Raw genomic sequence first — 23,392 nt, 5'->3', positions numbered from 1 at the left:
GGATAAAAAAATTATTTTTTTCGGTGAGATCGTTGAGGCTGAAGGCATTTAGGTGATAGCGCAGGATTTTCTCTTTTTGTATACTTCTTCTCCTTCTTCACCGTTTATTAAAATTATATTTGTAGCGTTTTATTTTGCCATTATGATCGCATCCATATTAACCAGGCTTGAATCTTCCAGGAAAGAGTTACTGGATTTAGGTCTCAGAAATCCATTGTTGAATTACAAGTTGCCAGCCGGCAAAGGTTTACATATTGTAGAAGAACAATCTGCTGCCATTTATGATATATTGGTGCGGGAAGGTAAAACCATGTCGTTCCTCGGCCGGCCCGAAAAAAAGCAGGAAGAAGAAGCCGTGCAGTATAATGAACCGGTATCGAAAGATGCGTTAACCGATACCCGTTTACAAACCAATGAAAACCAGGTAACCCTGCATTCCCGGCTGCTCAACACCTACTATGCCGCCCGCGATGAGCATGGAAGAGCAGGGGGTGAACATTCTTTATATTTCCCTGGGGATGTTGCAGTGGTATGAGGCCGCCGGCAGCGAAGAAGCGCGGTTTGCACCGCTGATCATGGTGCCGGTGCTGCTGGACAGGTCCAGCGCGCGAGAACGTTTCCGGTTGAAATACTCCCTTGAGGAAGTAGGCGCCAACATTTCCCTGCAGGCAAAAATGAAGGCCGACTTTAATATACATATCCCTGATTTGCCGGATGCGGAAGACTTTGATGTAAATGCCTACCTGGCGGAAGTGGCTGCCGCAGTGGAGCCCATGCAGGGATGGAAAGTGGCGGCCGATACAGTGGAATTGGGCTTTTTCTCCTTTGGCAAATTCCTGATCTATAACGACCTGGATGCTTCCAAATGGCAGCAGGAGGATGATATTATAACGCATCCGGTGATTCAAAGTCTTTTTGGCGGCGGATTTTCAGATACTGCTCCACAACTGCCGGATGATGTGTTCATCGACAACGATACCAATGCGCATGAACTGTTCCAGGTAGTGGATGCCGACAGTTCCCAGATCATGGCCATGCTGAGCGTGCAGGAAGGCCGTAACCTGGTGATACAGGGCCCGCCGGGAACGGGTAAATCACAAACGATTACCAACATCATTGCAGACGCTATTGGCCGCGGTAAAAAAGTGTTATTTGTGGCAGAGAAAATGGCAGCGCTGGAAGTGGTGAAACGCCGGTTGGATAATATCCAGCTGGGAGAAGCCTGCCTGGAATTGCACAGTCATAAAGCCAATAAAAAAGAACTGCACCAGGAACTGAGAAAGGTGCTGGAACTGGGGCGCCCGTCTATCCAGAAGTTACAGGAAGAAGTGTTGCTCCTGGATAATTACAAGAAAGAATTGAATGATTACTGTCTTGCAGTGAATGGCGCTATCGAAAGAAGCGGTTTAACTGCCCACCAGGTAATAGGTTACCTGTTACGGCTAAACGAAGAAACTGCAGGTATCACATTACCGCAAATACAATTGCCGGATATCGCGCGCTGGGATGCTGTTGCAATGAACAAGGCTACCGCAATGGCGTTGCGGATACAGGCCTGTTTGCAGGAAACAGGTGTGCCGGCCAATCTCGCTTTCCGCGGCAGCCGGCTCACGGTATTGCTGCCGCATGAACAAACTGCTCTTGCCCGGCTATTGGCGGATGCATTGACCGCCCAGGAAGCACTGGTGCAAACGACTTCCGCGATCGCAGGAAAAATGAGTATCCCATCTCCCAAAGATATTAACGCGGTACATACGCTTATTGATATTTGCGCGCTGCTGGCGCGTCAACCGGATCTACAGGAAATAGACGTCGCCAATAAAGCGTGGGTATTGCAAAAGCAGGATATCGCGGAATGGCTGACCGCAGGTGTAGCTGCTACTGCCGTTCAGCAGCAGTACCAGGAAATCTTTATTCCCGAGGCATGGGAGCAAAACGCAATGGAGATCCGGGAAAACCTGCTGGCACATGGCCACAAATGGTACAAGTTCCTGATTGGCGCGTACAAAAAAAGTAACCGGCAACTGGCGGCTTTATGCAAACACGCGTTGCCGGACGACAAGGAAGAAAAATTGCAGTATGTGGATGCGATCATGGAATTCCGCCGGCAGGATACACTGCTGAAAGAACATGCTGCATTAGCCGGCACCTTGTTCGGCAGCCGCTGGCAGAAATCACATACCGATTGGCCAGCGCTGGAAGAAGCAACGGCCTATCTAACGGAATTGCATACATGTATTTCAGCGGGCAGCTGTCCTGCGCAGGTAGCTCAATGGTTACACACTCACCGCAACGCCGCCGATGCCCTTGCAGATCAGCAGCAGCTTGCGCAATTGCTGGCAGAGCAGCAGCAACGCAACACTGCCGTGCTGGAGAAGCTGGAAATGCCGCCGGGACAATTTCCTGTGCTGCTGGATGTACAGCAATGGCAGTTACAAACATGGACAGATAAACTACCCGAAATACACCACCTCATTGCGTGGAACAATATAACGGAAACGGCTATACAGGAACAGCTGGGATGCCTGCTCACTCCGGTGCAGGAATGGGAAGGCGGTGCCAGATTACTGAGAACAGCGCTGGAAAAAACATGGTATGAATACCTGGTGGAAACAGCCGTGAAATCGCAGCCTGCATTGCGTAAATTTGAGCGTGCAGGTCATGAAGAAATGGTACAGCAGTTTCGTAAGCTGGACGTATTGAATCTTCAGTATAACCGCGCCCGTGCTGCGTTACAGCACTGGGAACAAATGCCTCGCGCAGATGCCGGCGGACAGGTAAACATCCTCCGCACGGAGTTTAACAAAAAGGCGCGGCATATGCCTATCCGGAAACTCATGCAGGAAGCGGGTTTGGCGATACAGGCTATTAAGCCGGTATTTATGATGAGCCCATTGTCTATCGCTAATTTTTTACCGCCGGCCACATTGGAATTTGACCTCGTTATTTTCGATGAAGCCAGCCAGGTGAAGCCGGTAGAAGCGCTGGGCGCTATTTTGCGCGGTAAACAACTGGTGGTAGTAGGAGATAATAAACAATTGCCACCTACCAGCTTCTTTGATTCCCTTACCCGGGAAACCGATGATGAAGAAAATGTTACCGCAGATATGCAGAGCATCCTCGGTTTGTGCGATGCACAGGGTGCGCCACAACGTATGTTGCGCTGGCATTACAGGAGCCGCCATGAATCGCTGATCACGTTGTCGAATCATGAATTTTATGAGAATAAACTGGTGATATTTCCGAGTCCCGGTGATAAAGAAAGAAAAGGACTGGTATTTCATCACCTGAAAGATACGGCATACGACCGTGGTAAAACCCGCACCAACCCTAAGGAAGCGGAAATTGTAGCAGATGCGGTAATGGAACATGCCCGTAAAAATCCCGGAATGAGTTTAGGGGTGGTAGCGTTTAGTACCTCGCAGCGGCAGGCGATCAGTGATGCGCTGGAATTGCGGCGCCGTAAATCACCTGAGCTGGAATCATATTTCATGGCGCACCAGGACGAACCTTTCTTTGTGAAGAACCTGGAAAACGTGCAGGGAGATGAAAGGGATGTAATATTTATTTCTATCGGTTACGGACGTACGGAGGAAGGATATGTGGCCATGTCTTTTGGGCCGCTGAATAACGAAGGCGGGGAAAGAAGGCTCAATGTACTGATCACGCGGGCGAAAACGCGTTGCGAAGTATTTACCAATATTACCGCTGATGATATTGATGTGAACAGGACCAAGAGCTATGGTATACAATCGCTGAAAAATTTCCTGTATTTCGCACAGCATGGTAAGCTGTACATGACCGCCGAAACAGGGCTTCCGGCAGATAGTCCGTTTGAAGAAAATGTGGCGTCTAAACTGGAATCGCTGGGATATATTGTACGCAAGCAGGTAGGGTCAAAAGGATTTTATATTGACCTGGCTATTGTAGATGCAGAAAATCCGGGCCGTTATATATTGGGGATCGAGTGCGACGGTGCTGCTTATCATTCTGCCCGTTCCGCCCGTGACCGTGACCGCTTGCGGCAGCAGGTGCTGGAAGCTGTTGGCTGGAAGATCCACCGGGTGTGGAGCACCGATTGGTTCCGTAATCCGGAGCGGGAGCTGAACCGCCTGGTGGCTGCTATTGAAAAAGCAAAAGCCGCTGTTGCGATCGACGACCAGGTAGCCGAAGATGCAAAGAAAGAATCCCCACAGGTACTGACCCGGGAAGCAGTGGAAGAAACCGAAGAAGAAGTGCCGGCATATGAAACCGCAGTATTACCGGATGAAATCCGGGCGCAGGAATTTCATCTGTCTCCCATTGGTAAACTATGTAACTGGATAGAACAGGTAGTAACAGTGGAAAGCCCGGTTCATTTTGATGAGTTAGCCCGGCGGATGGTAGAAGCAGCAGGTATTACCAGGGTGGGACCCCGTATCCGGGAAATACTGCGTCATGCGGTACGCCATTCCGATGCCGGCAAACGCATAAAAATTAAAGGACAATTCCTTTGGCATACTTCATTGCCTACGCCCGTGGTGCGCAACCGCAGCCAACTGCCGGCCGCCGCCAGGAAAATCAACTACATAGCAGCAGAAGAAATAGGCGTAGCCCTGGAAAAAGTGGTGAAGGATGCGGTGGCCATACAACGCGAAGATGCCGTGCCTTTCATTGCCAGGATGTTCGGCTACAGCCGTGTAACCGAAGAAATGAAAGAAGAGATCCTGAAAGCCATTGATCTCAGCATTGAAAATAACCAGGTACAACGGGAAGGCGAACTGCTGAAGGCATGATACCGTACAGGCGCTGTACTGAAACCGGACAAATTTAAATTAATAATATCTGTTTAGCGTTGGTATTTAGGATACATCCGGGATGGCATGTTTTTGCTTTTCAGGTGTGGAGAAGAGAATAATGTGAGATAGTCATCAACTTTAAATTTCTCCCGATGTTTCAAAATCATCTCCTGATAGCATGGCGTAACCTGGTCCGGTTTAAATATTATTCCCTGATCAATATTGCCGGGTTGTCTATTGGCCTGGCCGCCTGCTGGTTATTGTTGCTGTATGTACACCGGGAAACCAGTTATGATAATTTTTATCCGCAGGCGGATCGTATTTACCGGGCTGTTAATCATGCTACGTGGACAGGCGGTAATTTGCACCTGGCTACTACTTCCGCCCCATTTGCCGCGGTATTGAAGAAAGACTACCCCGAAATAGAACAGATAACAAGAGTAGAAGCCGATGGCGGCGCCGCATTGAAATATGGCGAAAAGAAACTGGAAGTAGGGGATATGTTTTTTGTGGACAGCACCTTTTTTAGCGTGTTCAATTTCCCGATAGCCGCAGGGGATGCTTCTTTCGCCCTGGCCCAACCCAATTCGCTGGTGCTGACCCGGAGTCTTGCTCAAAAACTCATCGGCAGCCCTGAGGAGGCGATAGGAAAAACCATCCTCACAGATGACAGCACTGCTTATACTGTGAGCGCAGTAATGGAAGATGTGCCCTCCAATTCCCATCTCTCTTTCAGCGCATTGCGCGTAATGCCGCCGGACTATAACGCTAACGGCTGGCAGAACTTCGACATATATACTTACCTGTTATTGCAGAAAGATGCGGATGCAAAATCGCTGGAAAGTAAGCTGCCGGCGTTTTTTGAGCGGTATTTAAAACCGCGTATGGGAGAAGTAACGTATAAAATGGAACTGCAGCCGGTGACAGATATCCACCTGCATTCCCACCTCGATTATGAAATATCGCCAAACGGCAACATGCTGTACATCTATATTTTTCTTTGTATTGGTTTGCTGACGTTGCTGATTGCCTGTATTAACTATATGAACCTGGCTACGGCCCGCGCCAGCGCGCGTATAAAAGAAGTAGGGGTGCGTAAAAGTATGGGATCGGGCAGGGAAGAAATTGCGCGCCTGTTCCTGACAGAATCCATGCTGCTTACTTTCTTTGCCGCCCTGGTTGCTGTGGGAATGGTAGCGGTATTGCTGCCCTGGTTTAATGCTTTCACCGGTTCGCAGGTACAGTTATGGCAGTTCGGACTGGCAAAAACCATCGTTGTTATTATAATACTGGCTTTACTCACCGGTCTGTTGGCAGGTATTTACCCGGCGGTGTTTATGTCTGGTTTTAAAGTGATCAATTCGCTGAAAGGGAAGCTGGGAAACAGCGGCCACGCTGGTTTCCGGAAGGGGCTTGTTACCTTCCAGTTTATCATTGCGATTATTTTAACAGGAAGCACCATGGTGGCGTATGACCAGCTGCAGTATATGATGCATAAAAACCTGGGTTTCGACAAAGACCAGGTATTGTCTTTTCATATACCGGACCAGCAGATGCGGAGTAAAATGGCGGTGCTGAAAGACCAGCTGTTGCGGAATCCGCTGGTGCAGCATGTAGCTGCGGCCAGTAATCCGATAGGCAGGAATAATATTGGTGGTCACGGCTTTTTCTTTGAGCAGAACGGCAGTATTTCCGAGGCGTCTGTAGTTGCGCAGAATTATATGGTGGACGCGGATTACCTGAAAACAATGGGCATCAAGCTGCAAAGCGGGCGTAATTTTTCAGATACCGGTGAATCGGATATGCATCATTCGGTGCTGATCAATGAAACGCTTGTGAAAATGCTCAACTGGGATCAGCCACTGGGCAAGCGGGTGCAGTTTAAGATTGACGCCGAAGGGAATCGTACCGAGCGTGTAGTGGTGGGCGTGGTAAAAGATTTTCACATCTATTCCCTGCAGCATAAAATAGCGCCGCTGGTGCTGGAGATGCCGCCGTTCCCCGGTGCGCAGGACAATGTATACGTGAAGGTGAGCAGGTCCAATGTACCGGCTGCAGTTGCCTATATTGAAAAAGTGTTTCATTCCTTTGATCCCGGGCATCAGTTCGATTATAGTTTTATAGATCAGAATTTCGCCAGGCAGTATGCCGGTGAGCAGAAGCAGGAAACGATATTTATGTTGTTTGCAATGCTGGCATTATTTATTGCCTGCCTGGGACTCTTTGGGCTGGCGGCTTTCACGGCGGTACAGCGAACAAAGGAAATAGGCGTACGCAAAACGCTGGGGGCTTCCACCGTAAATATTGTAAAATTATTATCGAAAGATTTCCTGCAATTGTTACTTATTGCCGCTGCGGTAGCATTCCCGGTTACCTGGTGGATTATGGACCGGTGGCTGAATAATTTCGCTTATCATGCGGGCATCAGCATCTGGGTGTTTGTGATTACAGGCAGCGCGGTGATAGTGATTGCGTTGGCGACGGTGAGTTTTCACGCGGTGAAAGCGGCGATGGCCAATCCTGTTAAGAGTTTGCGGGCTGATTAAAAGAAGGCGCCGGGTAAGTAATTGCCCGGCGCTGCATTATATTAAGCGGTTTTAAAACACCGCATACTGATACTTCCGTTCTGTATTTCTTCGTACGTGAATTTTATTTCCTCATTTTTATTTACCAGTCCCAGTGTATAGATCATTGGGAGATAGTGATCGTTGGTTGGGATGGACAATTGCGCTTCCCGGCCGAGGGTATGATAATTTACCAGGTCGGTGAAGGCGCCCTGTTCCAGTTTCTGTTTCACCGTTTCATCGAAGGAAAGGGCCCAGTCGAACGGTTTGGCATTGTCTGTAAACACTACCTGCCGGAGATTGTGCACAATGTTGCCGCTGCCCATGATGAGTACTCCTTTATCCCGTAGTGCTTTCAGTTCTGCCGCCAGTTTGAAGTGGTATTCCGGTGGCTGGTGATAATCGATGCTCAGCTGGAATACAGGGATATCGGCCATAGGATACATATGTTTCAGTACCGTCCATGAGCCGTGATCGAGGCCCCAGTGGTCATCTTCTATAACATTAGTGGAAGTGATGAGCTGTTTGGTTTCCCGGGCCAGTTCCGGTGCGCCGGGTGCGGGGTATTGTACTGCGTAAAGTGCTTCCGGGAATCCGCCGAAATCGTGGATGGTTTCCGGTTGCGGGGCTACCAGCACGTGGGTGCCTTTGGTGAGCCAGTGGGCGGATATTACCAGGATGGCGCTAGGTTTTTGAGGCAAGTCCTTTCCCATGCTGCTGAGGGCGCGTGTAAAGGGATTGTCCATGATACCGTTCATGGGGTTTCCGTGCCCGATAAACATAACGGGCATGCGGGCGCTGTTTTTAAATTCGCCGGTAATATTCCTGAGATCGTTGAGTTGCATGCTATTCCTCCTGTTGGCAGCAATGCCGTTGATGATAAAATTTATGCGAACTGGCGTAAGAAGTCCGCCAGGCTTGTTTTGTCCAGTTTAAGCAGCAGTGCGCCTTCAATTTCCTGGTAAAGGTTGTCCAGATGCTGGTTGATCTGTTTCCCTACGAGGCAGTCGGGGTTGGGCTTATTTTTGCTATTTCCCAGCAGGGAAGCCTGTTGTACGGCGTGGTATACTTCTGAGAGCCGGATCTTATCGGCTGGTTTTGCCAGGGTGGCGCCTCCGTTTTTACCTTCCTTACTTTCTATGAGCCCGTGGTTGCGGAGGTTGCTGATTTCCTTTCGAACCAGTACCGGGTTGATGTTAATGCTGCCGGCAATATAGTCGGACGACAAAAGTTCCCCTTCCGCGCTGGCCATCAGCGTGAGTATATGCAGTGATATGGGAAATCTTCCGTTGTTCATTCTGTAATCGACTTTATTACAGTACAAAAGTACGATAATAGGGGAGAATGGAAAAATTTATCTGTGGGTATAGAAGTAAACCACGCTGGCAATGATGAGAACCAGTACGATAAGGGCAATCACGCAGCCATTCCGGCTGGGTTGCTTCACTGCACTGGCTACCCCACGGGCGCCAATAAGCGCCTCCACGGCCTCTTTAGCTTCCAGCAGGCCAATATTGGTGCCGGGGAGCTTGTTCATTTCTGTCAGGTAGTATTTAACGGCATGCAATTTTCCGGAATGCAGGCTCAGTTGTATCGCTTTTTCCTCGATGGTACGTTTAGAAATGATGTTTTTCCGGTTTTCCGGGGTTGTTTGGTCGTTCACTACCTTTTGACAGCTTTGGCAGATAAACAGTACGTGAAATGGGTCTTTTTCCGGTATGGTACGGATAAGATCCGTGCTCCCACACCAGGGACATACTTGTACAGTGCTCATTAATGGTGGAACTTTTTATTAACTGCTGCATAAGTTAATAAAAGTTTTTTAGGATTCAGCAATAAATGCGGTAGAGGGGAGGTCGACGATGTTTGTCTGTTACTTCACCAATACTTCTCAGATGCCTGATGCATGGGTAAGCATTGCCTAACCCATGCACTATGAATACTGTTCTCATGCACTTCTGATGCACTTCCAATGCACTATCAATGCACTCCCCATGCACTATCTCCCCTTAGGGTTGTTTTTTCAGGTGTCCGGCAAATGCTTTTTTGAACTTCTCCAGTTTGGGTTTGATCACAAAAGTGCAATATGGCTGTGATCCGTTCTGGTTATAATAGTTCTGGTGATAATCTTCCGCCTCATAAAAGGTAGTAAGCGGCGCAATTTCCGTTACAATAGGTTTGTCATACGCGCCGGATTCCTGCAGTTTCTTCTTATAAAACGCTGCTTTCTCTTTCTGGTCCTCGTTATTGTAGAAGATCACGCTGCGGTACTGGGTACCTACGTCGTTGCCCTGCCTGTTCAGCTGGGTGGGGTCGTGACTCAGCCAGAAAGCCTGCAGCAGTTCTTCGTAGCTTATCTTTGACGTATCGTAGGTAACGCGGATCACTTCCGCATGGCCGGTAGTACCGGTACATACCTGCTCGTAGGTAGGGTTGGGTACATCACCGCCGGCATAGCCGGATTCTACTTTAGTTACACCGTCCAGGTATTGAAACTGAGCTTCTGTACACCAGAAGCAGCCGCCTCCGAAGGTAGCGGTAGCCGTTTTTCCATTGTTGGTTACTTCCATATCTCCGGGCACTTTGTCTTTTTTTTGCTGGGCACAGGCAGAAAACGCCATTGCAATCAGGCAAATGAATATTGAATATTTTCTCATAAAAATAAAAATTTCAAAGATGCAGCTTTTTTTATATGTCCGGAATGTAATGCTGTTAAGGGATTGCAGCTATTCCTGGCATCTTTAAAGAGCCTTTCCTTTTTATAATTTACGTAATATATGATGGAGGAGAGCGACAAGTTAAGTAACTTTAACATTCTTTTGCAGTTTCCAGGAACCCAGGAGCGCCCTGAAAACCGCCCAAAAGCATACGTCAGCAGCAGCAGGAACCGATAGTATAAGCCGGAATTGCCGGATAACGTTTGATAGCATAATGACAACAAAGATGAACAAGAATTAATAATTTTCCCGGATCAGCTTTCTCCGCCACCATGTTGGCAGCGCTTTTACGCGCACATGAACGTAAACCTTTTACGCAGACACGAACAATACCTGATTGTTGGTGCCTTCTTACTTTAAATAAATAACACTTGAAATATTTTCCTGAATCTGCGTTGATGCAGTTGGAATTCGACAAAGTACAGGCATTGCTGCAAGAGCACTGCAAAACAGAGCTCGGCAAGGAAATGGCCGCAGCGCTCCGCCTGCACACGCATATAGATTACGTAAAAACCGCCCTGCAACAGGCACATGAATATAAACAACTCACCCTGTTACAGGAAAATTTTCCGAACGATTTCATCCTGAACCTTAAAAGAGAACTCCGCCTGCTTTCTATTGAAGGCGCTGTACTAACCGGGGAACAGGCCATGCTGCTGCGTAAACTGGCAGAAAGCATGCATAGCATTGTCCGTTTCTTTGATCACGACCGCCGTACCCAGTACTCCGCGTTGTATGAAGTGATCAAAGAAACCCATTATGAGAAAAAGATCACCGCTACCATTGATGAAGTGCTGGATGAACTGGGACAGGTAAGGGATAACGCTTCCCCGGAACTGGCCCGCATCCGTATTTCGCTGTACCGCAAACGTACAGAGCTGCGCCGCGTGTTTGACCGTATCCTGCAGAAGCTGCAAAAGCTCAATTACCTGGCCGACCAGGAAGAGGCTTTCCTCAACGGACGCAGGGTTGTGGCTATTTACGCCGAAAATAAGCGCATGGTAAAGGGTATTATTCATGGCGAATCCGATACGCGGAAGACTTCCTTCCTGGAACCGGAAGAAACCATTGAGCTGAATAATGATATCCAGTCGCTCGAAAGGGAAGAAGGACGCGAGGTGTACCGCATTCTCAAAGCGATGACGGCCGCATTAAGTGGTTTTTCGTTTTTGCTGAACGGCTACCACGAAATCCTGGGTACTTTCGATTTTATCCGGGCAAAAGCCAGGCTGGCGCTGGATATGGACGCAAACTATCCCATGCTGCTGCCGCATGCACAGCTTAATCTTATACAGGCTTATCACCCGTTGCTGCTGCTTTATAACAGGAAAAACCAGAAGCCTACCATCCCGGTAAGCATCAACCTGGATAAAGATGCGCATATCCTGGTGATCAGCGGACCCAATGCCGGTGGTAAAACGGTGACCCTGAAAACCATCGGGCTTATTCAGCTGATGCTGCAATCGGGGCTGCTGGTGCCGGTACATCCATCGTCCCAGATCGGGATCTTTAAACAACTGATGATCCATATCGGGGATACCCAGTCGCTGGAGTTTGAGCTGAGCACGTACAGTTCCCATCTCAAAAACATGAAATATTTCATGGAAAACGCCAACGGCAGAACGCTTTTCTTTATAGATGAACTGGGAAGCGGGTCGGATCCCAACCTGGGCGGCGCTTTTGCGGAAGTGATCATGGAGGAACTGGCTAAGAAACATGCGTACGGTATAGTTACCACGCACTATCTGAACCTGAAAGTGATGGCCAACAAGGTAAAGGGGATCGTTAACGGGGCCATGGGCTTTGATGAACAAACGCTGATGCCTATGTATAAGCTGATGGTGGGGAAGCCCGGCAGCTCGTACACCTTCTCTATTGCTGAAAGGATAGGGTTGCATCCGTCGCTGATTGCGCGCGCCAAGAAACTCGTGGATGAGGGGCATTTCCAGCTGGATAAGCTGCTGAACAAAGCCGAACAGGATCTGCAGAAAGTAGAAAGCAAAGAAAAGGAACTGCAGAAGTTATTAAAGGAAAACGAGCGCCTGAAGAAGGAATATGAAGTGCTGGCCGACAAAGAGCGTAAGCAGCAGCAATATGCTTTACTGAAATTACAGAACCAGATCAAGGAGGATGACCTGCAGTATCTGAAGGATATGGAGCGGAAGCTGAAGCAGATCGTGATAGAGTGGAAACGTGCCGATGATAAGGAGAAAGTAATGAAGCAGGCAGAAATCCTGTTGTTCCGCCGCCGCGAAAAGCAGCATACTGAACAACTCAACAAAAAAGTACAGGACAAATTTGAGGAGATCAAAGGCCAGATAGAGGTAGGCACCCAGGTGAAAATTGTTACCAACAGGCAGGTGGGCAAGGTATTGGAGATCCGTGATAAACGTGCTATTGTCAAAATTGGTAATATTCCTATCAATGTGAAGCTGAGCGATCTTGTGCTGGTGCAGGAAAAACCTGCTGAAAAGGTAGAGGAAGGGAAATGATATAACGGATACCCTGAGGTGGTATAGAGATTATCTATAGGCCGTATAGTTGGAGCAAGGTTATTTAATAACCTATCTTTACCGCGTCAAAATTTAAATGGTGGTTACCGTAAAATATTAAACCAATGGAAGTATTAGAACGTGTTGTAACACGCAATTCGGATGTACAGGTTTATAACTGTGATTACGCAGAAGGGGCCAACTTTTTCATGGGGGAGTGGAATGGTTATGAGTGCGCAGGTGATCTGAACATTCCGCATCGTCACAATGGATATAGTATAGATATATTGATCAAGGGCCGCATAACGCAGGTGATTGATTTTAAAAAATACGAGATGGAAGCGCCGGCGCTCATGCTGATGGAACCTAACCAGGTGCATCAGCATGAGATGGATCCTGATGCGGAGCTCATTAATCTTTACTTCACCAACGACTTCCTGGTGCCCGAAATGCAGGGAGTGGTGAGCTGCTGGCGCTGTGTATTCAGCTCCGGTATGGTTCCGCTGAACGAAGAGCAGCTGGAGGAAGTATTGTCTTATGCAGATTTGATCAGGAAAGAGTATAACAGCAACAAATTACGCAAGGATGCCATCATCCGTAACCTGTTGAACGCTTTTATTATAGCGTGCGGGCGTATTTCTGAACCTTCCGGTAACTGGATGAATGCAGAGAGTTCGCAATATAATATGGCGCGGCAGTTTAAGATGCTGGTAGATCAGCATTTTCATGAGAAAGCGCAGGTATCGGATTATGCAGAAATGTTGTACGTTTCACCGGGACATTTAAATGACACGGTGAAGGCGTTGCTGGGAAGGAATGCTAAATTCATCATTGACGAGAAACGGATCATGGAGGCAAAACGCCTGCTGTACTGGGGTGAGCACTCTATTAAGCAGATTGCTGCGCAGTTGAATTTTTGAAGATGATGCCTATTTTAACCGTTTCTTTAAGAAGCATTCCGGATTCACCCCTGCATCGTTTCAAAAGAGTATCCGTGAAAAGTACAATTAAACCCGTAATAATTTAAACGTGCGTTAACTTTAAATATCTATTTTTGCATTGTGTTTAAAATAATGATGTCGCCCGTGCATCATTCTAAATTTTGAAAACCGATGAGAATTTTTTAGCGGCCGACCGCAAACCTTCAATTTTCTTTTTTACAGTAGTAACAAATTGCTGTGCTCAAACGTATAATGTGCTGTAACATTATAGGTGTCTGAGTGTTGCGGGGCTACCTACCTGTATTTCACAACCCGATTGCTGTCACTGATATTGATTGCTGCGAAGCAAGGCTGCCTTTTATTGGCCTTGATCGTACCGGGGAATTTTATTGTTAGTCGTTTAAAACAAAGTAGTATGAAACCATTTAAATCAACGTTTACAAATTTGCCGGCAGGCTTACTTTATAGTTTTTTTGTTCTTTCCGTATTGTCTGCCTGCAGCACATCGCAGGCAAAGAATGAGGCTCCGCCACCAGCATCTTTACCTGTAATTAAAGCAGTTACATTACCTGCTACAACCTTTCAGGACTTCCCTGCTTCGGTAGAAGGAACCCGTGATGTGGAAATAAGACCACAGGTAGATGGCTATCTAACGAATATTTCAGTAGATGAAGGTGCTTACGTTAGAAAAGGTCAAACACTTTTCACGATCGATAGCAGACCTTATGTAGAGCAACTCAACAATGCCACTGCAAATTTACAAGCTGCAAAAGCGGCATTAGAGAATGCACAAATCAATGTTGATAAATTGAAACCGCTACTTAGTAATAATGTGGTATCGGATGTTCAATTAAAATCGGCCGAAGCAAGTTACAATTCAGCGAAAGCTAATGTTGCCCAGGCACAGGCCCAGGTAGAAGCCGCCCGTATCAATCTTGGGTTCACAAATATCAGCGCACCCAGCGATGGTTATGTAGGTAGTATTCCCTTTAAAACGGGAAGCCTTATTAGCAGGGGAATGACAGGCGCATTGACTACTATTTCTGAAGTAAAGGATATGCGTGTTTATTTTTCTTTGAGTGAAACCGATTTCCTCAAATTCAAGGAAAAATATCCAGGTAATAGTGTTGCTGAAAAAGTAAAAGGAATGCCAGCGGTAGAATTAATCCTGGCAGATGGAAGTGTTTATCCTGAAAAAGGAAAAGTTGAAATAGTGGAAGGGCAGTTTGACAAAACTATTGGTGCAATTAGTTTACGTGCCAGCTTTCCTAATGCACAGGGAGTACTTAGAAGTGGTAGTACCGGTAAAGTCAGAGTACCTACTTTACATGCTTCTGCATTGGTAATTCCTCAGGAAGCTACGTTTGAATTGCAGGACAAAGTGTTTGTTTATACAGTGGCCGATAGTAATAAAATCGTTACAAAACCACTAACCATTTCTGGCAAAACGTCTAATTATTATTTTGTTACTGATGGCGTTAAGGTGGGAGATAAGATTGTATTATCTTCTCAATCTACCATGATGATGGGTGGTTTAAAAGATGGTGTTGTTATTCAGCCACAGATGGTATCTATAGATAGCCTGTTGAAAGCGAAGCCGCTGCTTTAAAATAGTTAAGCGTGAAAGCACGCCAGTGTTAAGAACGTTTACACAAAACATTATTCAAATTGTGACGCAGGCAGTGTTGTTACACACATGCACTGTTTGTGTTCGTGCGGACATACCGCAACCCATAATTGTTATTTATGTTAAAACGATTTATTGAAAGGCCGGTGTTATCAACGGTTATTTCTATCATATTGGTTATACTGGGAGCGTTGTCTTTATTCTCCCTGCCTACGGCCTTATTCCCTGAGATTGCGCCGCCATCTGTACAGGTTATCGCCAATTACCCTGGCGCCAACGGGGAGGTGATAGCCCGTACAGTTGCTACCCCCATAGAAGAATCGGTAAATGGTGTGGAGAACATGACGTACATGACCTCCAATTCCAACAACGATGGTAGCTACACCTTGACAGTTTATTTTAAACAAGGAACGGATCCTGATATTGCAGCGGTAAACGTACAAAACCGCGTATCTAAAGCTAATAGCCAGTTGCCTCCCGAAGTATTACAGGCTGGGCTTTCTACACAGAAAGTGCAGAGCAGCTTCCTGATGTTTGTGGCGATATATAGCGAGGATAGCGTTAAGTATAACGAACTGTTCTTAAATAACTATGCAAGAATTAATATCATCCCTCAGTTACAACGTATACCAGGGGTGGCACAGGTACAGCCATTTGGTTCAAAAGATTATTCGATGCGTGTTTGGTTGAAACCCGACAGGCTTGTTGCTAATAATCTTTCTACAACAGAAGTGATGAATGCGATCAAAGATCAGAACGTAGAAGCTGCACCAGGGCGTTTGGGACAAAGTAGTAAAGAATCTTTCGAGTATATTATTAAGTACAAGGGAAAGTTGAACAAGCCTGAAGAGTATGAAAACATGGTGATTAAGGCAAATAACGATGGTTCTGTTCTTCGCCTTAAAGATTTGGCCCGGGTTGAACTTGGTGGTTATACTTATACTGCCTCGAATTTGCTCGATGGCAAACCGGCTACTGGTTTTGGTATTTTGCAAACACCGGGTTCCAATGCCAATGAAATTCTTACCGAACTGGAACGCCAGATTGGAGAATTTGATAAGGCGTTACCCGATGGTATGAAGTTTAAGATCATGTACAACTCGAAGGAGTTTTTGGATGCATCAATCGACCAGGTAAAAGAAACACTGATCATTGCATTCATCCTGGTGGCCATCGTGGTTTTCGTTTTCCTGCAAGATCTGCGCTCTACATTGATCCCGGTAATTGCTGTTCCTGTTTCGATTATAGGTACCTTCTTCTTCTTACAATTATTCGGCTTTAGTATTAACCTGCTTACATTGTTCGCACTGGTACTGGCTATTGGTATTGTGGTGGATGATGCAATTGTGGTTGTAGAAGCCGTACACTCAACGATGGAACGAGAGCATTTACCGGCAAGAGAGGCAACAGTTAAAACGATGAGTGAGATATCCGGTGCGATTATTTCGATCACATTGGTAATGGCAGCAGTGTTTGTACCAGTGAGCTTTGTACAAGGTCCTGCAGGCGTATTCTATAAACAATTCGCCTTTACGCTGGCCATTGCTATCGTTATTTCTGCGGTGAATGCGTTAACGCTAAGTCCGGCGTTGTGTGCTTTATTCTTAAAGAACCAGCATATAGGCGAAGGTGGAGAGAAAAAAGGTTTTGGTGCCCGCTTCTTCGATGCGTTTAATACCGCTTTTAATGCAATGACGGCAAGATATATACGGAGCATCAAATTCCTGCTGAAGAACAGATGGGTGGCCGTTACCGGATTATTGCTTGTGGTGGTTGCTACAGTTTTGCTGATCAAAACAACACCTACCGGGTTTATTCCGGATGAGGATCAGGGGTTTGTTGTTGGTATTACCCAAACACCTCCCGGTAGTTCACTTAGCAGAACGGAGAATGCAACGAGCCAGATCAGTAAAATTACGATGAAAGATGAGGGTGTGAGCGATGTATGGGCTGCAAATGGAATGAACTTCGTAACAAATGCGAACGCTTCCCCTAACGCTGCGATATTTGTACGGTTAAAAGATCGTAAGGAGAGAGGTGCTGTAAAAGACCCCACTGCTATTGCAGGCGGTTTGTTAGGCAAGTCAATGCAAGTACATGATGCCCTGACTTTCTTTGTTGGTTTCCCAACAATACAGGGTTTCGGTAATGTGAGCGGGGTAGAAATGATGTTGCAGGACAGAACAAACGGATCGCTGGAGAAATTAGCGGGAACGGCATGGGGTTTTGTTGGTGCATTAAGTCAGCGGCCGGAAGTGGCGAGTGCGTTCACTACTTTTAATACGGGGAATCCACAATACACCATTGATATAGATGATATAAAAGTGAAACAATTGGGTGTATCTGTTGGTGATTTGTTGAATACGCTGCAAACGTATTATGGTAGTAGTTTTGTTTCAGACTTTAACCGTTTCGGGAAGTATAGCCGCGTAATGGCGCAGGCCGATGTTTCCTACCGGATGGATAAAAGTTCATTGGATGCTATTTATGTAAAGAACAACCTGGGTACGATGGTGCCGGTAAGTACAGTGGCCAAATTCACACGTGTATATGGTCCGGAAACAGTTACACGAAACAACCTGTATAGTGCTGTTACCATTAATGCCACGCCCAAACCAGGTTATAGTACCGGTGATGTAATTAAAGCCATTGGAGAAGTATCGAAAAAGGCATTGCCACAGGGATATGCCTATGAGTTTACGGGTATTACGAGGGAAGAGATAAGAGCAGGGAACCAAACTGCATTTGTGTTTTTATTGAGTGTGTTGTTCGTATTCTTCCTGCTGGCTGCACAGTATGAAAGCTATATCCTGCCACTGGCAGTAATCCTTACTGTACCTACGGGTATATTAGGTGTATATAGTTTCATTGGCTTCAGCGGCATAGAGGGCAATATCTACGTACAAATAGGTATGATCATGCTGATAGGATTATTGGCTAAAAATGCGATCCTGATTGTGGAGTTTGCCCTACAACGGCGAAGGGCGGGCTATGAGCTTGTTGAGGCGGCGTTGGAAGCAGCACAGCTTCGTCTTCGTCCAATATTGATGACTTCCTTTGCCTTTATTGTTGGTATGTTGCCATTAATCTTTACGCAAGGTGCATCTGCCAAAGGCAATCACTCGATCGGTTGGAGTACTGTAGGTGGCATGTTTACCGGGGTGGTCCTGGGGGTATTCATCATACCTGTGCTGTTTGTAATTTTCCAGTTCCTGCAAGAGAAAATCAGCCGTAAACCGATAGTGGCAGTGGAAGCAGAACATCAGGCAAAGCTGGTTCATTAATAGCGGCAGAAAAATATATTATCAGATTCAGAAAAAAGACAAATGAAAACAAGATATAGCTCATTTTACTTTTTGTTGTTCTCCTTAGTTGTAGGGTTAGCAGCATGCCGGGTAGGCCGCAATTACGAGCGGCCCCCGGTGGCGTTGCCGCAGCAGTTCAATAATGACACTGCGCCTTCAGACACCAGCAGCATAGCAGAAATAGAATGGAAGAAGTTTTTTACAGATGCCACCTTACAGCAGTTGATCAGCCAGGCCCTCACCGGCAACTACGATCTGCAGCTGGCGGTGAAAAGAGTGGAAACGGCGCAGGCTTACCTGAAACAGGCTAAAGTGGCCTGGTTGCCGGCTTTTACAGCTACCGCATCGGGCAGTACCAACTTCCCTTCCAAGAATAGTTTCAATGGATTGAACCTTGCTGTTAATAACCTCGGCGACCATATCGAAGATTTTAATATCGGTGTGGGCATGTCGTGGGAAATTGATATCTGGGGTAAGATAAAACGTCAGAAAGAAGCCGCACTGGCTACCTATCTGCAGTCGTACGAAGGCGAGCACGCCGTGCAAACCGGGCTGGTGGCAGCTATTGCCAACAGTTACTTCAACCTGCTGATGCTGGACAACCAGCTCAGTGTGGCCCGCAGAAACCTGGCGCTCAGCGACACCATCGTAAAGATGATCCGCCTGCAGAAAGCCGCCGGTGATGTAACAGAGCTGGGTGTGCAACAGGCTATTTCGCAGCAACAAACTGCGGAACTGCTGATCCCACAACTGGAACAAGGTATTGCCATCCAGGAAAATGCGTTACGCATTTTAACCGGTGAGCTACCGTCAACGATTACACGTAGCAGCAAACTGAGCGACTTCCAGGTATTGGACTCATTGCCGGCAGGTATTCCTGCGGCCATGATCAGCCGCCGCCCGGATGTACGCGCCAGCGAAATGGGACTGGTAGCTGCTAATGCACAGGTAGGCGTGGCGCAGGGTAGCATGTATCCTACGCTCACTATTACCGGCAGTGGCGGATTAAATGCCTTCAAAGCCAGCACCTGGTTTAATCTTCCTGCTTCCCTGTTTGGTACAGTGGCCGGAAGTGTGGCACAGCCTATCTTCCAGCGCCGCCAGTTAAAAACACAACTGGAAGTAGCTAAAATTCAACGTGAACAAGCGGTGATCCAGTTTAAGCAGTCTGCTCTTACAGCAGTAGGAGAGGTTAGTGATGCGTTGGTAAAGCTGGACAAAGTAAAGGTGCAGCAGGAAATTGCTGTCCGCCAGGTAAATACTGCGCAACTGGCAGTACAACAGGCTCAGCTGCTGTTCCGCAGCGGTATGGCTAACTACCTCGAAGTAATTACTGCCCAATCACGTTCCCTGCAGGCTGAACTGGCCCAGGCCGATATAGACCGCCAGCGCCTCAATGCGATGGTAGACCTGTACCGTTCTTTGGGTGGCGGTTGGAAATAGCCACTGCAAATGACGGATCAAAGCGAAAGACCATCAGCAGAGTTTTTGAATCACTACCCGAAACAGATCGCTTAGGTCCGTCATTTTTATCATACCATCCCGCGTTTACGCGTTGTAAACCGGGATTTTTATTTCCGGAAGGCTTGCTGCTGGCGGGTTTAAAAAATAATAGCCGAATTTTTTTTTATTTTCAATTTCTTTTATACTTTTGCGTCCCTGGAGAGTTGGCAGAGCGGTCGATTGCGGCAGTCTTGAAAACTGTTGACTGTAACAGGTCCCGGGGTTCGAATCCCTGACTCTCCGCAACCACATTGTTAAAATGGTTAAAGCCTGTAGATGCAAAATCTACAGGCTTTTTGTATTTAGAAAAATGCCGGATAAATGCCACTGATTTCGGTTAAATGAAAGCCTGAAGGAAAACAAAAATGTTACAGCTACTATTCTGCAAACCGTTGGTATTAAAGAACATGATGGGATGGTAATTGCAGTTGTTAACAGGTAAATGAATAAATAGAGATATCCGTTAGTTATGATGAGGTACATTGCTATCCTACTTATTTCTTACAATTCTCACAGCAATATATGGTTTTCCCGGTAACCCGATTAAGCTGTGTCCTGAAAATTTCTTTTCCAATGGTGTGATGGTCATATTCCATGTGTCAATCACTTCAACATTGTAGGATGCGTCTGTAGGAAGATCAATAACAATGCTCCGCGGTTGTGCATCATTCAAATACCCCAAATAGTATTCATGTTCAATGCCGACGCATGAAAATGGTGCCCACGTAAATAAAGGAATAGGTTTTAATTCCCCGGGTGCCGCTTCAATAATCTGGCGGAGGAACTTGATCCGATCGGGGCTTTTTCCTATCATCACACCGCCTTTCGACCACCATAAAATATCGGATGACTCACCAGGAAGCCGGATAGGATCTTCAGTAACATAAGTTTCTCCATGTCCTACAAATCCTCCATTGGTAAAACCTCTCCAAAACTTTTCAGTCATGGATTGAGCAGTTAAATTACCCCACGACCACGGTATGTTTCCTTCATATCTGCATTCATCAAAAATAACAGGCTTTTTATACTTCGTCCTGTACTCTTTTGCCTTATAAGTGTTTTCTTCCTGAATGCTTACATGCGTAATGTAGGGATTGGTATGATCATAGAACCGAACACCATTATGAATACTAAGGAGGTAGTGAAACTTATCTTTAGTAGCGAATTGCTCAATATAATAGTCCCAGTCACTCATTTTCTTATTCTGCATAAAATCATACTCGTTGGCCATGCTCCACCAAACATTCTTGAAAGCTGCGAATCGTGCAATGATGTAATTGATATAAAGGTCTTCGGTAGCTCTGTCGAGCGAACTAAATCCCCAACGGTCGTAAGGATGGAAAACAATAAGGTCTGCTTGAATGCCTAGTGAGTCGAGCTGCTTTATTCTTTCTTCGATGTTCCTGAAAAAGGCAGGGTTTAATTTGTTATAGTTCCAGTTTTTTAGCGGTGATCCCTCAAAAGGATAATACACAGGTTCATTATTGTTCCAGTCATAGCTCTTTGGAAAAATGCACATGCGCATTTTATTAAAATAACCCTTCGATAATGTTTGGAGCGTTACTTCGGCCAAACTATCACCCTGGTGTACCCAGCCGTAGCAGGTGGTTCCAAACGAATAATGCGGGGTACCGTCGGCATATGCAAAATAGAAACTGTCTTTTACTGCTACAGGACCATGATTATCTTTTTGCGCGGGGGTACATACAAAGCTTCCTTTTTTATTAGTAAGGTTTTTGACATTGCTTAAAGTTACATAGTTCCATTTTCCTTCGTTTGGAGGCATAAACCTGATTTTATAAATGCCATTGCCGTCGTAAAAACCAGGAACAGAAATAGTATCCTTGTTCTTAATAAATCTGCCTGTTAGGTTCACCGGATAAAATATGAATTGATTGAGCAAATGTGGATATTGATGATTGAAAACGGCATAGCAAAAAGGAACGACAGTTTCAATATAACGGCGATTAAGCAGGCCATTAACCGTTACGATCTTTTATGGTCGGAATGGAGGGCTTTAAATTATTCGAGTGTAATGGGTTTGTCTTTCCTTTTAAAATCAAACCACATTACCTTATCCTGCGCAGCTGATTTCAGGTATAAAATATTCTTATAAAAGGCAACCCCGCTGCCAGAGTATATTCCAGCATCGAAATCCTTATCTTTCTTTAAACGGTTGTGAACCGCATTAAAGAAGGACTTAATCGTGGGCATTGGATTTTTACTAATTAAACGCAGCGCAAGCAATTCTACATCCGTATCTGTTTGGCGGCCCCCTTTGCCTTCAATGCAATAATCAAATACGTCATCTGCATAAAAATTCGTGTCATCATTCAGTGTAACTTCCTGAGCGCTGAAGAAAAACTGACTATAGTCCATATCCAGCTGGTCAGCAAAAACATCCAATTTAACATACTCCGCCTGCAATGCTGCATCTCTTTTTTCCAGATAAAGATGCACCTGGTATTTCTCCATCAAATCTTTCACCCTATCCACAAATACATCAAACGGAACAATCACATTTATTAAAGAAGCCATAAATCCTATAAAAATTTATATTTAAAATATCTTACACCTTAACTAAAGTTAAATATTTCTATTGTTAATCATCCTACGGATAGCAGAAGTAAACTCAATTAGGGATTCAGGCTACACATTTGACGGTTTAGGCTAAGCTATGACCAATGCCTTTGTCGACCTTTGTAAAATGGAAAACAAAATTAAAGGAAAAGTAGTCGCTATAACAGGGGCCAGCAGTGGAATTGGTGAGGCTACGGCAATTATGCTGGCAGCGCAGGGTGCAAAAGTAGTTTTGGGCGCCCGTCGTAAAGATCGATTAGAAGATTTGGTTGGCCGGATCAAAGCGGCAGGTGGCGAAGCAGTTTATTTAGTGACGGATATCAAAAACCGCGGTGATTTAGTGCAATTGGTTCATTTAGCCTGTGAAACTTTCGGGCGTTTGGATGTGATAGTAAATAACGCTGGAATTGCCCGTTTGTCGAGGGTCGACGCTGTTCAGGTCAGCGATTGGGAAGAGATGATTGATGTCAATCTCAAAGGAACCCTGTATGGTATCGCAGCTGCCTTACCAATTTTTTTGAAACAAGGTTTTGGTCACATCATCAATATCATATCAACTTCCGGTATAAAAATTGTGCCCCTGCAGGGTGTGTACGCCGGTACCAAGAATGCAGTGCGTACCATCACCGAGGCCATGCGCCAGGAGTCAGGCGGGCTATACCGTGTAACCGGAATCTCACCTGGTTTGGTTAATACAGAACTGATAGATCATATCAAAGACGAAGCAGCCAGAATAGCTGTTAAGGAAAAGGCAGCACAAATCGCGATCACTCCTGATGCAATAGCAGCTGCGGTGATCTATGCTATTAGCCAGCCGGATCATGTGGAAGTGGGAGATATTGTTGTCCGGCCAAGTGTACAGGATTAAACTTAATTTAGCATGAA

At 46.1% G+C, this 23,392-nt stretch carries 15 protein-coding genes and 1 tRNA gene; 10 read left to right on the top strand and 6 right to left on the bottom strand.

What is annotated here, in order from left to right; genetic code table 11:
- The first annotated feature begins 142 nt into the window (after window positions 1-142).
- The 3 genes from QFZ51_RS25860 (at window position 143) to QFZ51_RS25850 (ending at window position 7,324) form a co-directional block, all read left to right on the top strand.
- Window positions 143-535, top strand: coding sequence for a DUF4011 domain-containing protein (locus tag QFZ51_RS25860; RefSeq protein WP_429050355.1), 393 nt, complete (start codon window positions 143-145; stop codon window positions 533-535).
- Window positions 459-4,775: a DUF3320 domain-containing protein gene (locus tag QFZ51_RS25855; protein ID WP_429050353.1), complete on the top strand. Its 4,317-nt coding sequence runs from the start codon at window positions 459-461 to the stop codon at window positions 4,773-4,775. The genes QFZ51_RS25860 and QFZ51_RS25855 overlap by 77 nt, the downstream gene beginning before the upstream one ends.
- Before the next feature lie 155 nt (window positions 4,776-4,930).
- A complete protein-coding gene (locus QFZ51_RS25850; protein WP_429050351.1) occupies window positions 4,931-7,324 on the top strand; it encodes an ABC transporter permease in 2,394 nt (797 codons plus the stop codon).
- A 41-nt stretch (window positions 7,325-7,365) separates the two neighbouring features.
- Here the strand turns inward: QFZ51_RS25850 and ygiD are convergent, their stop codons facing one another.
- From ygiD to msrA, 4 genes are all read right to left on the bottom strand, one after another.
- On the bottom strand, window positions 7,366-8,187 hold the full coding sequence (ygiD, locus tag QFZ51_RS25845; RefSeq protein WP_429050349.1) for a 4,5-DOPA dioxygenase extradiol: 822 nt from the start codon (window positions 8,185-8,187) through the stop codon (window positions 7,366-7,368).
- 41 nt (window positions 8,188-8,228) lie between these two features.
- Window positions 8,229-8,639, bottom strand: a complete 411-nt coding sequence (locus QFZ51_RS25840; RefSeq protein ID WP_429050347.1) for an Rrf2 family transcriptional regulator — start codon at window positions 8,637-8,639, stop codon at window positions 8,229-8,231.
- Between the two features lie 57 nt (window positions 8,640-8,696).
- A complete protein-coding gene (locus QFZ51_RS25835) occupies window positions 8,697-9,116 on the bottom strand; it encodes a hypothetical protein (protein ID WP_370907891.1) in 420 nt (139 codons plus the stop codon).
- Window positions 9,117-9,351: 235 nt separating this feature from the next.
- Window positions 9,352-9,999 (bottom strand): peptide-methionine (S)-S-oxide reductase MsrA, encoded by a 648-nt coding sequence (msrA, locus tag QFZ51_RS25830; RefSeq protein ID WP_370907890.1) that lies wholly within the window; start codon window positions 9,997-9,999, stop codon window positions 9,352-9,354.
- A 431-nt stretch (window positions 10,000-10,430) separates the two neighbouring features.
- On the opposite strand from msrA, the gene QFZ51_RS25825 reads away from it, so the two are divergent.
- The 6 genes from QFZ51_RS25825 to QFZ51_RS25800 all read left to right on the top strand — a co-directional run bounded on the left by QFZ51_RS25825 (window position 10,431) and on the right by QFZ51_RS25800 (window position 20,170).
- Window positions 10,431-12,551, top strand: a complete 2,121-nt coding sequence (locus tag QFZ51_RS25825; protein ID WP_429050344.1) for an endonuclease MutS2 — start codon at window positions 10,431-10,433, stop codon at window positions 12,549-12,551.
- Between the two features lie 125 nt (window positions 12,552-12,676).
- A complete protein-coding gene (locus tag QFZ51_RS25820; RefSeq protein ID WP_429050342.1) occupies window positions 12,677-13,471 on the top strand; it encodes an AraC family ligand binding domain-containing protein in 795 nt (264 codons plus the stop codon).
- A gap of 436 nt (window positions 13,472-13,907) precedes the next feature.
- Window positions 13,908-15,101, top strand: coding sequence for an efflux RND transporter periplasmic adaptor subunit (locus tag QFZ51_RS25815; protein WP_429050340.1), 1,194 nt, complete (start codon window positions 13,908-13,910; stop codon window positions 15,099-15,101).
- Between the two features lie 137 nt (window positions 15,102-15,238).
- Window positions 15,239-18,403, top strand: a complete 3,165-nt coding sequence (locus tag QFZ51_RS25810; RefSeq protein WP_429050338.1) for an efflux RND transporter permease subunit — start codon at window positions 15,239-15,241, stop codon at window positions 18,401-18,403.
- A gap of 42 nt (window positions 18,404-18,445) precedes the next feature.
- Window positions 18,446-19,867, top strand: coding sequence for an efflux transporter outer membrane subunit (locus QFZ51_RS25805; RefSeq protein ID WP_429050336.1), 1,422 nt, complete (start codon window positions 18,446-18,448; stop codon window positions 19,865-19,867).
- Window positions 19,868-20,085: 218 nt separating this feature from the next.
- Window positions 20,086-20,170, top strand: a tRNA-Ser gene (locus QFZ51_RS25800).
- Between the two features lie 247 nt (window positions 20,171-20,417).
- Here QFZ51_RS25800 and QFZ51_RS25795 read toward each other — a convergent pair.
- Both QFZ51_RS25795 and QFZ51_RS25790 read right to left on the bottom strand, forming a co-directional pair.
- Entirely contained in the window at window positions 20,418-21,803 is a 1,386-nt protein-coding gene (locus QFZ51_RS25795) for a DUF5605 domain-containing protein (RefSeq protein ID WP_429050335.1), read from the bottom strand.
- A 146-nt stretch (window positions 21,804-21,949) separates the two neighbouring features.
- Complete coding sequence (locus QFZ51_RS25790; protein ID WP_429050334.1) at window positions 21,950-22,465, bottom strand: hypothetical protein; 516 nt, start codon at window positions 22,463-22,465, stop codon at window positions 21,950-21,952.
- Window positions 22,466-22,604: 139 nt separating this feature from the next.
- Between QFZ51_RS25790 and QFZ51_RS25785 the strand changes: the two genes are divergently transcribed.
- Window positions 22,605-23,375, top strand: coding sequence for an SDR family oxidoreductase (locus QFZ51_RS25785; RefSeq protein WP_429050332.1), 771 nt, complete (start codon window positions 22,605-22,607; stop codon window positions 23,373-23,375).
- The last annotated feature ends 17 nt before the right edge of the window (window positions 23,376-23,392 follow it).

Origin of the sequence: Chitinophaga sp. W3I9 (genome assembly GCF_050434025.1) — a bacterium.
Classification (GTDB): domain Bacteria; phylum Bacteroidota; class Bacteroidia; order Chitinophagales; family Chitinophagaceae; genus Chitinophaga.
This window is presented reverse-complemented; position numbering and strand designations above follow the sequence as displayed.

Excerpts from the sequence above, each read along its gene's own strand:
- QFZ51_RS25805 (WP_429050336.1), top strand. The coding sequence starts at position 18,446 with ATGAAAACAAGATATAGCTCATTTTACTTTTTGTTGTTCTCCTTAGTT.
- ygiD (WP_429050349.1), bottom strand. The coding sequence starts at position 8,187 with ATGCAACTCAACGATCTCAGGAATATTACCGGCGAATTTAAAAACAGC.
- QFZ51_RS25850 (WP_429050351.1), top strand. The coding sequence starts at position 4,931 with ATGTTTCAAAATCATCTCCTGATAGCATGGCGTAACCTGGTCCGGTTT.
- QFZ51_RS25855 (WP_429050353.1), top strand. The coding sequence starts at position 459 with ATGCCGCCCGCGATGAGCATGGAAGAGCAGGGGGTGAACATTCTTTAT.
- QFZ51_RS25790 (WP_429050334.1), bottom strand. The coding sequence starts at position 22,465 with ATGGCTTCTTTAATAAATGTGATTGTTCCGTTTGATGTATTTGTGGAT.
- QFZ51_RS25860 (WP_429050355.1), top strand. The coding sequence starts at position 143 with ATGATCGCATCCATATTAACCAGGCTTGAATCTTCCAGGAAAGAGTTA.
- QFZ51_RS25820 (WP_429050342.1), top strand. The coding sequence starts at position 12,677 with ATGGAAGTATTAGAACGTGTTGTAACACGCAATTCGGATGTACAGGTT.
- msrA (WP_370907890.1), bottom strand. The coding sequence starts at position 9,999 with ATGAGAAAATATTCAATATTCATTTGCCTGATTGCAATGGCGTTTTCT.
- QFZ51_RS25815 (WP_429050340.1), top strand. The coding sequence starts at position 13,908 with ATGAAACCATTTAAATCAACGTTTACAAATTTGCCGGCAGGCTTACTT.
- QFZ51_RS25835 (WP_370907891.1), bottom strand. The coding sequence starts at position 9,116 with ATGAGCACTGTACAAGTATGTCCCTGGTGTGGGAGCACGGATCTTATC.
- QFZ51_RS25840 (WP_429050347.1), bottom strand. The coding sequence starts at position 8,639 with ATGAACAACGGAAGATTTCCCATATCACTGCATATACTCACGCTGATG.
- QFZ51_RS25810 (WP_429050338.1), top strand. The coding sequence starts at position 15,239 with ATGTTAAAACGATTTATTGAAAGGCCGGTGTTATCAACGGTTATTTCT.
- QFZ51_RS25785 (WP_429050332.1), top strand. The coding sequence starts at position 22,605 with ATGACCAATGCCTTTGTCGACCTTTGTAAAATGGAAAACAAAATTAAA.